This is a genomic window from Phycisphaeraceae bacterium, from assembly GCA_020851465.1.
Classification (GTDB): domain Bacteria; phylum Planctomycetota; class Phycisphaerae; order Phycisphaerales; family Phycisphaeraceae; genus JADZCR01.
Genome location: JADZCR010000006.1, coordinates 810,972 through 823,116 on the forward strand (window position 1 = coordinate 810,972; position 12,145 = coordinate 823,116).

11 protein-coding genes are annotated in these 12,145 nt (G+C 56.7%); 8 read left to right on the top strand and 3 right to left on the bottom strand.

Annotated features, from left to right (window positions below):
- Window positions 1-6 precede the first annotated feature (6 nt).
- From IT444_09950 to IT444_09985, 8 genes are all read left to right on the top strand, one after another.
- On the top strand, window positions 7-822 hold the full coding sequence (locus IT444_09950) for a hypothetical protein (protein MCC7193088.1): 816 nt from the start codon (window positions 7-9) through the stop codon (window positions 820-822).
- A gap of 253 nt (window positions 823-1,075) precedes the next feature.
- Window positions 1,076-2,059 carry a cytochrome c oxidase subunit II gene (locus tag IT444_09955; protein ID MCC7193089.1) on the top strand — a complete coding sequence of 328 codons (984 nt, stop codon included), beginning with the start codon at window positions 1,076-1,078 and terminating at the stop codon, window positions 2,057-2,059.
- Between the two features lie 93 nt (window positions 2,060-2,152).
- Window positions 2,153-5,086: a cbb3-type cytochrome c oxidase subunit I gene (locus IT444_09960; protein ID MCC7193090.1), complete on the top strand. Its 2,934-nt coding sequence runs from the start codon at window positions 2,153-2,155 to the stop codon at window positions 5,084-5,086.
- A gap of 65 nt (window positions 5,087-5,151) precedes the next feature.
- Window positions 5,152-6,327, top strand: coding sequence for a COX15/CtaA family protein (locus IT444_09965; protein MCC7193091.1), 1,176 nt, complete (start codon window positions 5,152-5,154; stop codon window positions 6,325-6,327).
- Entirely contained in the window at window positions 6,324-7,256 is a 933-nt protein-coding gene (cyoE, locus tag IT444_09970) for a protoheme IX farnesyltransferase (protein ID MCC7193092.1), read from the top strand. Before IT444_09965 ends, cyoE begins: the two co-directional genes overlap by 4 nt.
- 46 nt (window positions 7,257-7,302) lie before the next feature.
- Window positions 7,303-7,953, top strand: a complete 651-nt coding sequence (locus IT444_09975) for a heme-copper oxidase subunit III (GenBank protein MCC7193093.1) — start codon at window positions 7,303-7,305, stop codon at window positions 7,951-7,953.
- A 108-nt stretch (window positions 7,954-8,061) separates the two neighbouring features.
- Window positions 8,062-8,637: a cytochrome C oxidase subunit IV family protein gene (locus IT444_09980; GenBank protein ID MCC7193094.1), complete on the top strand. Its 576-nt coding sequence runs from the start codon at window positions 8,062-8,064 to the stop codon at window positions 8,635-8,637.
- Window positions 8,638-8,657: 20 nt separating this feature from the next.
- Complete coding sequence (locus IT444_09985) at window positions 8,658-9,749, top strand: ATP-binding cassette domain-containing protein (GenBank protein MCC7193095.1); 1,092 nt, start codon at window positions 8,658-8,660, stop codon at window positions 9,747-9,749.
- Between the two features lie 4 nt (window positions 9,750-9,753).
- Here IT444_09985 and IT444_09990 read toward each other — a convergent pair whose 3' ends face one another.
- From IT444_09990 to coaD, 3 genes are all read right to left on the bottom strand, one after another.
- Entirely contained in the window at window positions 9,754-10,920 is a 1,167-nt protein-coding gene (locus IT444_09990) for a M20 family metallopeptidase (protein MCC7193096.1), read from the bottom strand.
- A 20-nt stretch (window positions 10,921-10,940) separates the two neighbouring features.
- Window positions 10,941-11,612, bottom strand: a complete 672-nt coding sequence (locus IT444_09995; protein ID MCC7193097.1) for an MBL fold metallo-hydrolase — start codon at window positions 11,610-11,612, stop codon at window positions 10,941-10,943.
- A gap of 3 nt (window positions 11,613-11,615) precedes the next feature.
- Window positions 11,616-12,145: pantetheine-phosphate adenylyltransferase (gene coaD / locus IT444_10000; protein ID MCC7193098.1), on the bottom strand; the 530-nt coding region annotated here is incomplete at its 5' end.

A 12,145-nucleotide genomic window follows, 5' to 3' on the forward strand; every position in this document is an offset into this window, starting at 1 on the left:
TTCACCATGAAGAAAATGAGTATCAATCTAGGAATTGCTGCCGTCTGCGGAGCACTGGCATTTGGTTCGTGGATCAGCCCGGTCCACGCCGAGGAAGCCGCCGCTGAACACCAGTTGAAGATCAATGTCGGCGGAGCGGAAGGTGCCGGCGGTACGATCAAGGGCTATGCCAAGTTCAATGGCGAACAAAAAAAGCGTCCGATCCTGCGATCCTTCAATGCTACGACTGACAAGGCTTGCGCCGCTGCTCACAAAGATGCGGCCCCACTGTCCGAAAACTTCGTCTGGGGTGACAACAACACCCTTCAGAACGTCCTGGTTTATGTCAGCAAGGGTGTGGACAACAGCAAAACCTACAAGCCTCTGAACGCCAAGCCGGAACTGGATCAGGTTGGCTGCCTCTACACGCCGCATGTTCTGGGTATCGTTAAGGATCAGGATCTGCTGGTCAAAAACAGCGACAACACCCTCCACAACGTCCACGCCAAACCGACCGCCAACAAGGAATTCAACTCTCCCACCACGGCGGGTGCTTCGACCAACATCAAGTTCGTCAAGCCTGAGCACGCCATCCCTGTCGGCTGCGATGTCCACCCATGGATGATTGCGTATGTCCATGTGCTCGACAATCCGTTCTTCGCGGTCACACAGCAGGACGGCAGCTTTGAAATCAAGGGACTTCCGGCTGGTGAATATGAACTGACCTTCTGGCACGAAAACGACAAGTTCACGCCCGACCACAAAACCTTGACGGTCAAGGTTGAGGAAGGCAAGACTACCGAGGCTGATGTGACCTACAGCCCGCCAGCTCCGAAAAAGTAATTTTCCCGGGGCGGTCGTTAGCGCGGCCGCCCCGATTTTCACAATCGGATCAGGTTAAGTTTTCAGTGTGATTGACCGGCGCGTGGCAGATTCAATTTCCAAGGGGCACGCCGTCAGCCACTTCGTCCTTCGCCCGAAGAAGAGTGCGGCACATCTTTAAGACGCCGCAAATATGTGTATCCGCGATTCGCTCGGATCGGCTTGGCCGTTACGGGCATACTTGGCCTACCCAAGGCCATCCAAGGAGCAGGCTTTGCGACCTCCCCGCAAGACTCGGATCAGCCTCATTTCCACCACAATCACAGTACTCCTGACCGCGCTTTCGCTGGCATCGCCCGCGTTGGCGGAGAGCCAGGAGTCTTCGGGTATCAAGCATTATTGGCTGCCCGAAGGAGTTTCGACTTTCAGTCATACGGTGGACCATCTTTTTTATTACTGCCTCTACCTGACCGTGGCGATCAATATCGCGGTCTTCATTGCGTTCTTTGTTTTCCTTTACCGATACCGGCACCGCGATGGAAGACATGCAACTTTCATCCACGGCAACAACAAGCTCGAGACAGTCTGGACGCTGATCCCGACAATCATCCTCGCGCTGACGGCGGTATTCAGCCAGGCGAGCTGGTCAAACATCAAAAATCCGCCCGCCAAGATGGTCAACGATCCCAAGACGATTCAGATGGGCATCATCGCCCAGCAGTTTGCATGGAACTTCCATTACCCCGGCAAGGACGGCAAGCTCGGCCGCACCCTCCCTTCACTGCGCAAGCCCAAGGGAACGCCGGAAGAAGTTGTCGGCCTCGATCGCTCTGATGAAGCAGCCAAGGACGATTACGTCCTACCGTTGCTGGTGATCCCCGTCGGGCGATCGGTCAACTGCACACTCACCAGCATCGACGTTATTCACAGCTTCTTTCTCCCAAACTTCCGGATCAAACAGGATGCGGTCCCCGGCATGAATGGCAAGCTCTGGTTTCAGTCGGAGAAGACCAGTGGTGAAATCATTGGCCGTAATCCCGACGATCCCCCTCTTCAGCTCGACGATTCCGCCAGCGGCTCTCGCGTGAAGATTTCCGACAACAAGCCTTTCGACGTGGTCTGTGCCGAACTCTGTGGGCAAGGTCACTTCAAGATGAAAGGCACGATGTACGTCGTCGGCGAAGCCGAGTACGCCGAGTTCACCAAGATCAACGACGCCAATGTCGTGGCGGAAAACAGCGGCGACGAAGGATATTGATCTGAGATTGATTCCCGCGGCGGCTGTGTAAGACGGCAACCGCAACCTGACCAAAATTGGACCATGCTCTTGTAAGGATAGGTAAACCAGAATATGAGCACGCACGATTCAACCCACAACGACGCAGGCCATGGCGATCATGGCGGACATGCAGCCCCCACAGGCTTCTGGCGCAAATACATTTTCTCAACCGACCACAAGATCATCGGAATCCAGTTCACGTTCACGAGTCTGCTGTTCGTGATCGTTGGCGGTCTGTTGGCATTGGGCGTGCGTTATCAGCTTGCCTGGCCTAACCAGAACGTGCCCTACGCTGCTCTCCTGCCTGGGCATTCCACACAAATCGCCCCTGAATTCAACGTCGCACTCTGGCACCTCGGCCATGAGGTGATTCTCAAGAGTGATGTGGAATCCGGCGGTAAGACTTTCCCCACGGGTACCAAGGCTACACTCACCAGCTTCCCCAAAGGACTGGCTATCACCATTCCCGCGGGCACTCAGGTCAAAATCGGCGAGGAGCCGGAGACCGTGTTGTCCAAGCCCGTCGATGGCTTTGTCGCCGCCGACGAAGTGATGGGCGACTACGACTATAACAGGAACGATGCCCGTACCGTGGTCGGCACTAAAGTCACGGCCGACGGTCAGACCTATGTCCTTACGGGCATCGAACAGCGTCACCCCGACGGCACGCAAAAGACGACGACAGAGATCGTCAGCAACCGTCACATTCTCCTGCCCCTTCGACTCGAAGCGACGCCAGTCTCTCTGGAGATCAAAGCACAGACCGTTAAAGCTGAGGACAAAAGTATCGAAGTTTCCGACGGAAATCTCGACGAAGTTTCCGCGACAACCGTAACCTACAACAAACACAAGCTGGCCGAAGATGCCTATCTCCAGCTTTTCACGATGCACGCATCGGTGATGATCTTCTTTGTCATCATCCCGATGCTCATTGGTGGCTTTGGAAACTTTGTAGTGCCGCTGATGATCGGTGCCAAGGATATGGCCTTCCCCCGGCTTAACGCCCTCTCGTTCTGGCTGGCAGTACCCGCAGGCATCATCATGATCGTCAGCTTCTGGACCCCCGGCGGGCCGGCTGGCGGCGGGTGGACGATGTACCCCACCCTTTCGACCAAGGCGTTCATGCCTAACCTGGGAACAACGCTGTGGATCGCCGGCGTGGCGTTCGTCGGATTCAGCTCGGTCGTCGGCGCCCTCAACTACATCACAACCACGATCAACATGCGGGCACCGGGTATGACGATGTTCCGCATGCCGCTGACCGTCTGGTCTGTTTTCATCACAGCCACACTGGCACTTTTCTCGACTCCCGTGCTCACCTCGGCCATGGTGCTCCTGCTCCTTGACCGTACGCTCGGCACGGTCTTTTTCCAACCGGCCCAGGGCGGCCAGCCGCTGATGTGGCAGCACCTGTTCTGGTTCTATTCCCACCCGGCGGTGTACATCATGATCCTTCCCGCGATGGGTGTGGTCAGCGACGTACTGGCGACCTTCAGCCGTAAGCCGATCTTCGGGTACAAGCCCATGGTCTTCGCCATGATGGCGATCTCCGGATTGGGCTTCATCGTGTGGGGTCACCACATGTTCCAGTCGGGGATGAACCCCACGCTGGGAACCACCTTCATGGCTGGCACGATCATGATTGCGGTGCCCTCCGCCATCAAGACCTTCAACTGGCTCGGCACACTCTGGGGCGGCAACATCCGGTTCACTCCCGCGATGCTCAACGCTCTGGGCTTCGTCTCAATGTTCGTCATCGGCGGGTTGTCGGGCATCTTCATGGCCTCGGCACCCGTGGATATTCACATCCATGACACCTACTTCATCGTCGCCCACATCCACTACGTGCTCTTTGGCGGATCGATGTTCGGCATCTTTGCCGGTATCTATTACTGGTTCCCGAAAATGTTCGGCCGACAGTTGAATCAGAAATGGGGCGTGATCCATTTCTGGATGACGATTATCGCGTTCAACATCACCTTCTTCACGATGCACATTCTGGGTATCGGCGGTCATCCGCGGCGATATGCCTCGATCATGGAATACGACACGCTCAAGCATCTCCAGCCGTTGAACGTGCTGATGACCATTGGTGCGTTGATGCTGGGCATGGCACAGATCCCCTTCTTCTACAACTTTTTCGCAAGCCTTCCCTTCAAACTCAGCCGTGCGATCGTCGCACTGTTCCTGATTATGCTTGGCGGGCCGATGCTCATCGGTCTGACTGCGTGGAACACCATCAGCGACGTAAGTCCAATCTTCAGCATGCTCGCACAGTCGGAGAACGGCTTCTCCGTCACTCAGGTCTGGGTCGGCTCCCTGCTGTTGAGCGCGACGATAGCGGTTCTCATTCTCCTGATGCTCAGGGAATACACACGCGGCTGGAAAATCGGTATCTCCGTCATTGGCTTGGTCACGATTGCCTTCATCTTGACTTCAGCCAAGCTCGCAGCAGGCGGTGCGCTGCTCGCAGATGAAGCAGGCAACGCAAAGGCTGGCTACGGCATCGCGGTGTTCAGTTGGGCTTTGGTCCCGCTGGGACTGGCGATCCCCTACTTCCTGGCTCTGATCGCAGCGATCTGGATCATCTGGGGTGTCGGTCGCGCGGTTCACCTTGGCGGGTTGCTCCAGCGTCTGCTCTACCTGGTGGCATTGCCCATGTTCCTGATGCCGGTGCTGCTCAAGCCCGATGCTTACATGTGGCTGCATGTCCCGGCTTTGTTCCACCTCCGCTGGGTCTTCGTGCTGCTGATGGTGATTCCGGGGCTGGCGTACCTCGTGCTGGCTCGCCCGCGTGATGAGTTTGGTTACGCGGTCGGCGACAACCCCTGGCACGCTAATTCACTGGAGTGGTGCACCAGCTCTCCGCCGCCATTCGTCAACTTCCCCGAGATCCCGACGGTTTATCGCGGTCCGTACGAGTTCAGTTCGCCTGTGGTTAAGGAGGACTACCTACCACAACCGCAGCAGCTCCCGCCGGGTGTTGTGGAACCTGCGGGTCACTAACCACGGAGAGCTTCCTGCTGTAATTAACCTTCGTTTATGTATCCGAACGTACCTCGATTCTTTGAATGAACCCTGGCCAACAACATCCCGTGGTGACTCCCTCTCGTGAAGGGGTGATCCAAGGCGCAGCCGACAGACAGGGCGTGTCTGTTCTCTATCGTCCCGCTCTCCAGGACTTCGCATGGGTGCTCACCGCGCTTACGTTGGCTCTGCTGGCTCTGGGCGGAACGGTGACGAGCAAAGGCGTCGGCCTGTCAGTACCTGACTGGCCGACCACTTACAACTACAACATGTTCCTGTTTCCCCCCTCAATGTGGCAGGGTGGGATCTTCTGGGAACACACTCATCGGCTCTGGGCATCCGGCGTCGGATTTCTCACGATCATTCTCGCGGTCTGGCTTTGGATTACCCAAGCATCTCGCCCCTGGCTGCGAATTCTCGGGATCTTCGCTCTTGTTCTGGTCATCGTGCAGGGCATCATGGGCGGTTTTCGTGTGACGTTTGTCAATCACTGGCCGTCACTTGCCACACCACTGGCGGTGGCACACGGCATCACCGGCCAGCTTTTTCTCTGTGTGTTGCTGGTGATCGCTATGGCCACAGGTCGCTGGTGGATTCAGCGTACCGCATCGGCCGCTGAAATCTGCCACTCAGTCAGCCGCAGCCTGAGACTGGCGACAACCTGCCTCATCATCGCTCTGCTCGTGCAACTGAGTCTGGGAGCAATGATCCGCCATTACGGTGCAGGCATCGCAATCCCTGACTTTCCGACTTCCTACGGCCACATCATTCCGCCATTGACCAATGATGGAATCCGGGCTGCGATGGATGAGATTCCTTACGATCAAGGCCCTCACGCTTATTACACCGTCGCACAGGTTGGCGTGAACTTCGCCCACCGGGTTTGGGCACTGATCGTTATTGCCGCAGCCGTGGTCGTGATTGCAAAGGCCAGCCTTGCGTTCCCGGATGAGGGTGCGATTCGTCGTCCGCTGATTTTTCTTGCCGGCCTTCTCATCGCGCAAGTGGCGCTGGGAGCCACGGTGATCTGGACTGGACGTCACCCTGAGATCGCCACCGCTCACCAGGCTACCGGAGCACTCGTGCTGGCGACGGCTGTGTATATCGCAATTCGTGTACGGATCGTCTCCCGTTACGGTGTCGTTTCCAATCCCTCATCAGATCCTGCCCACAGCAGCACTCCAAACGGAGCGATAACGCTGGGAGGCGTCAAGGCATGATGCAACTCACCAGTGAAGCTGAAGAATCTCTGGCACTGTCACAAGGGCCCGTACGGGCCGGCACTATCCGTTTCCGTGACTTGAGCCTCCTCACCAAGCCACGTATCACTTTGATGGTGGCGGTTACAGCCTACCTGGGCTTCGCCTTTGCCGCCCGCGGCACGATGATGACGAGCGCGGAATACTGGTTCACCTTGATCGTCACGCTGATCGGCACGTCGCTCTCATGTATGGGAGCCTGCACGCTCAATCAGGTCATCGAACGCCAGACCGACGGCCTGATGAAGCGTACCGCCGATCGTCCCCTTCCAGCAGGACGTATGACCGCCCGCACGGCCAGCGGCATCGGCCTGCTGTTGTCGGTTGCGGGTGTGTCGGTGTTGCTGCTCATCAACCCGCTAACCGCTCTGCTTTCAGCGATAACCATTGCGTCATATGTCCTTCTTTACACGCCGATGAAGCGTGTATCGAGCATCTGTACGATTGTTGGGGCCATACCCGGTGCCCTGCCTCCGGTCATGGGATTCACTGCGGCGCAGAATCGAATCGGGGTCGAAGCATGGATCATGTTTGCGATTCTCTTCCTCTGGCAGCTGCCACACTTTCTGGCGATCGCGTGGCTGTATAAGGAAGATTACGCCCGGGCTGGCATGCCGATGCTGCCCGTCGTCGATCCCGACGGCCGTGCCACTTCGAGGCAGATACTTCTCGGCTGTCTCGCCCTGCTTCCGCTGGGGCTGTTGCCCACAGCCATGCACATGAGCGGAATGATCTACTTCATCGGTGCGATGCTTGCTGGTTTGATGTTCCTCGGATTTGGAATCGCGCTGGTGATCGGCCAGACGCGAACCCTCGCTCGTGCCTTGTTTTTTGCGTCACTGGTGTATCTGCCGCTGGTATTCGCCCTGATGGTGATCGACCGCGTATAACGCCGGGCCAACCGCCCCGCCTCAAGTTGAAAGCAAAGGAGTCGCAATGTCGCAGGCTACGCTCAACCCCGCCGCTCACAGCCACGCTCTCGGCGGTCAATCTCACGAACCAGTGCTCATGGCGCATGGATCGGTTCTCAAGACCGGCATCCATAACGGCAAAATCGCACTATGGCTTTTTCTGGCGTCGGAAGTCATGTTCTTCACCGGCTTGATCGGTGCGTACATCGTGCTTCGCGGCGGTCAGAACTTCAGTAATTGGCCCGACCCGACCAAAGCACTGAACGTCCCGCTCACCGCTGCCAACACGTTCCTTCTGATCTGTTCCTCCGTCACGCTGGTCTGGGGCCTTCAGGGGTATCAGGCGGACAAGATCAAGCAAGGCAACTGGGGCATGATCCTCACCACGCTCTTCGGAGCACTCTTCGTCGGAGTACAGGGATTTGAGTACTACGAGCTTTGGCATGCCGGCGTACGGCCTGACGCAAACCTGTTCGGCTCGTGCTTCTATGCGATGACCGGGTTCCACGGTCTGCACGTTTTATTAGGCGTCGTCGCCCTGGTTGTTCTGTCGCTCATGGGACTTTGCGGCAAGTTTCATGCAAAAAATTACGCTGCTGTGGAATTGACCGGACTTTACTGGCACTTTGTCGATCTGGTCTGGATCATTCTGTTTGCGATTGTGTACCTGATGTAAATTGAATACGGGGATCCGAAGATCATCACATTCTGTTAAGACCACGCTGCCATCAACAAGCACCGCCTCCGAAATAGGGCCTACGCACCACGCATTGAGATCTAACCTATGAGCACATCAGCTACCACCGATCATGGACATTCCAACGCTTCGGCGTCGCACCGTGGTGCGCACACCGTGCCGCTCTGGGGCTTATTCCTCGCCCTCCTGGCGTTGACGGCCGCGGAGGTCGGACTTTTTGAATTCTGGCATCGTACCGCTGAGCACGGCCAACCGATCTTCCCCAAAATCGCCATGGTGCTGTTGCTGCTGGTCTTCACGATTCCCAAAGCGGCAATCGTGATGGTCTATTTCATGCACCTCAAGTTTGAAAAACAGCTCATCGTGACTTTCGCTCTCGTACCTTTTCTCGCATCAATGATCGCGATTCTGGTGACGCTCTCGGATAATCTCACTCTCAAGAATCAAGGTAAGAACGATAACTTCGTACCGAACCTCGCGGAGTACAACCCTCACGCCAACAGCCACGCCGAGCCGGGTAGTCATGACAAGAACGGGCCTGCAGGTGCTTCTGAGCCGGAAAGCCGCGACACCACTCATGCCGAACCCGCAGTTGTAAATGTGTCCAGCCCCGCTGAAGCCCCATCAGCAGCGAGTGGAAATCACGAGGAATCCGCCGAGTAATCTTCGACCCGAGCCGTACCATGACCCGTGCACCCGCCATCACGAATGAACGCACGGGTGCGAGCGACGAGTCGGATGCTGCGGTCAGAGTTATCAATCTCACTCACACGTACCCGCCTGCCTCCGGACGTCGTGCGAGGCGGCCTAGCGCATCATCGACCGGCAATTCATCACGCCCCGCGTTGGGTGGTGTATCGCTATCTATCCATCCCGGTGAATTTTTCGGCATCCTCGGCCCAAATGGCGGCGGGAAAACAACCCTCTTCCGAATACTCTCAACCATGCTTCGACCGACCAGCGGCGAGGTACGCATCTTCGGGTTTGATGCTCTCACCTCTCCCGCCCTCGCCCGCGAGCACCTCGGCGTCGTCTTTCAGAACCCCAGCCTCGACCTGAAACTCTCCGCAGAGGAAAACCTGCGTCATCAAGGACATCTTTATGGTCTGTTGGGCGCGGATCTGACTCGACGGATCGACGCAGCCCTGTCGGGTGTCAATCTCCACGACTTGAAAAATGATCGCGTTGAGACATTCAGCGGCGGAATGCGCCGTCGCGTTGAGTTGGCTAAAGCTCTGCTGCATCATCCCCGCCTGCTCCTGCTCGACGAACCCGCTACAGGACTCGATCCCAACGCACGGCGGGATGTCTGGTCATTACTGGATGGTCTGCGCTCGCGAGGTGTCACCGTCGCACTGACGACTCACCTCATGGACGAAGCGGAACGCTGCGACCGACTAGCGATCCTCTCCCGTGGGAAACTCGTCGCGATCGATACACCGTCAAATCTTAAAGCCCGCATCGGAGGCGATGTAGTCCTGATCGAGCCGGAGTCTGATCAAGCGGCTGATGCTCTGGCACAGGCGATCCGCGAAAAATTCGGCCCCTGGACGGAAAAGGCAGCCCCCAGCGTCGTTGATGGACGTATTCGATTTGAACGATCCGACGGTGCGGCGTTGATCGCCTCGGTAGCAGCTGTTTTTGCCGGCAGAATCCGCGCACTGACCGTCGGTCGGCCTACGCTTGAGGATGTTTTTCTTCATCTGACGGGTGAGGCTCTCGGGCAGGACAATGCCGCGGCAGAAACTTCGAATACACCCATAAGCCACCGTTAGGAAACTACCGCAACTTCGCCCGCATCAGCTCAAAATACAGGTCCACCCCGCGGTGCAATTGATCCAGTTCCAGATATTCATCTTTGGTATGCGCCTGCGCGATATCACCCGGCCCGATGACAACAGCTGGTATGCCTGCCTCGTCGAGTCCGCCAGCATCCGTCGCATAAGGAACACCGCCCGCGGTTCCATCGAGACTCATCGCTGACAACGTAGCCTGAACTGATTGCAGCAAGGATGCGTTATGTTTTGTCGTCAGCGGCGGGCAGGCGAAAAGCAGATGTTGCTCAATCTCCATCCCAGGACGGCTTGCCTTCACTTCGTCCAGCAGTGCTGCCACATCCGGCAACACATTCTCCGGGTTTTCTCCGGGGACTACGCGGCGATCGATTCTTATCTCGCATTCGGCTGGGATGATATTGATCTGACTGCCGCCTTTGATCTGATTGACGCTGCATTGCGCCTTGCCGGTTAGTTCATGCCTGGCGTTCAGCGAGGGAATATAGCGCGACTCGACCGCATCCACGATGCGCATCATGTCTGAAATAGCTGACCGGCCTTTGGATGGATCAGCGGCGTGTGCAGCGATGCCTTTGGTGACAATACGCCACCTCACCGCGCCGTTGTGCGCCACTATCGGCCTTAACCGTGTCGGCTCGCCGACGATCACCCCCACAGGATTAAATCCCAGCAAAGACCAATCTCGGATCAGTGCCCGAACACCGGTCATGCCGTATTCTTCATCCACCGTATAGGCGATGGCGATATTGTTTTGTCCTCCCTGAGCTGCGTAGCGCTGCAGCGCGCAAAACATCGCAGCTCCGGTGCCTTTCGTATCGCACGAACCTCGTCCCCATATCCGTCCGCTGTGAATCGTTGCCCCAAAGGGATCGATCGTCATTCCGTCCACCACCACCGTATCGAGATGACTCTCGAACATCAGCCATGGAGCATTCGGCGAGACGCGGTATGTAACGATCAGATTTTCACCCTGCTCGGGGACAACCATTCGTCGTGTCTCAAAGCCGGCCTCTGTCGCAGTCTGCTCGAGATAATCCGTCAATCGACCTTCTGGGAACTTTCTCAGGGAGTAGTTGGAATTAACCGTGTCGATAGCAACCATATCACGGAGCAGATCAACAACGGGTTTCGGATGAACCGTGGTGCTCATGGAAAACTCGACGATAGGGATCAGAATGCTTTTCGCGTGGGGTTGATAACCATATTGTCGTGGCCGGGAATGATGACATCCGCGATCTCGATAGCTTCGACCAGGCTTTCCTTGGCCTTTCCAGCATCGACGGCGCCGCGCAGAACGCGGCCTTGTTCGAGATGCTCCGAGGTGGCGACCGCGTCACCGGCGATCAGAACCGTCGAATTGACAAAGGCCAGCAACAGCCCCGCTGTTCCCGGCGTAAATCCCGGCAAGGGAAACAGATCCACCTGCGGAGCAATCCGATCAGGAGCCACTGCACACGTTTTGAGAATTGATATTTCTTCCTGCAATATCCGTTGTGTCGCTTCGTCCTTCTCACGCTGAAACATCTCAACCAGTGCGCGTCCGACGTTTTCACGCTCCGTTTCACTGATGAGCCATCTTGCCTGGGTAAAAGCGGATATTCCTCGTCGATGCGCCGGGCGAAAGTTTGTCAAAAAGACATCAGTAACAGCTGATGGCTCCAATCCGCTGCGCTCCTGTAGCCGGGCGGTGATGACTTGTGGAGGCAACCCCGGATCAACAAGAATCACACGATCACCGCTGCGGATGAGTGTCGTCGTCGCGTGAGGGGTTCGCGACTGGCCTCTTTCATTCCAAAGCTCGTGCTGGCTGAGCGAGCCGATGCTGATTACGCGGTAATCCATGCGTTACCCGTCCTGCAGATCATCGGTGCGAAGCGAGGAAAACGATTCGCCGAGTTTACGCTTCTTTTCCTTGAGTTTCTCCACGACCAGCGGCGGGAGCAGGCGGCCCAAACGATCAATCTCGCCACCTGCCGCAATCTGCTTGATCAGGCTGGAGCTGGTAAACCCATAGGCTTCACCCGTCATAATGAACACGGTCTCAATATCCGCTACCGCGCGGTTAGTCAGTGCAAGCTGAAATTCATAATGAAGGTCCGTCACATTTCGCAGACCTCGAAGGATAACTGCGGCACCGATTTTTTTGGCGTAGTCCACCGTCAAACCCCGAAAACTCTCCACCGTCACATGGGTACACACTTCGCGGACGATAGTCGTAACCATGTCGAGCCGCTCCTCGATGGAAAACAACTCACGCTTGGCGGGATTGTGACCAATAGCGACGACGAGGCGATCAAACAGGTTTTCACCGCGGCGAATCACGTCGAGGTGACCGTTTGTGAATGGGTCAAACGTCCCGGGGAAAACTGCGATCT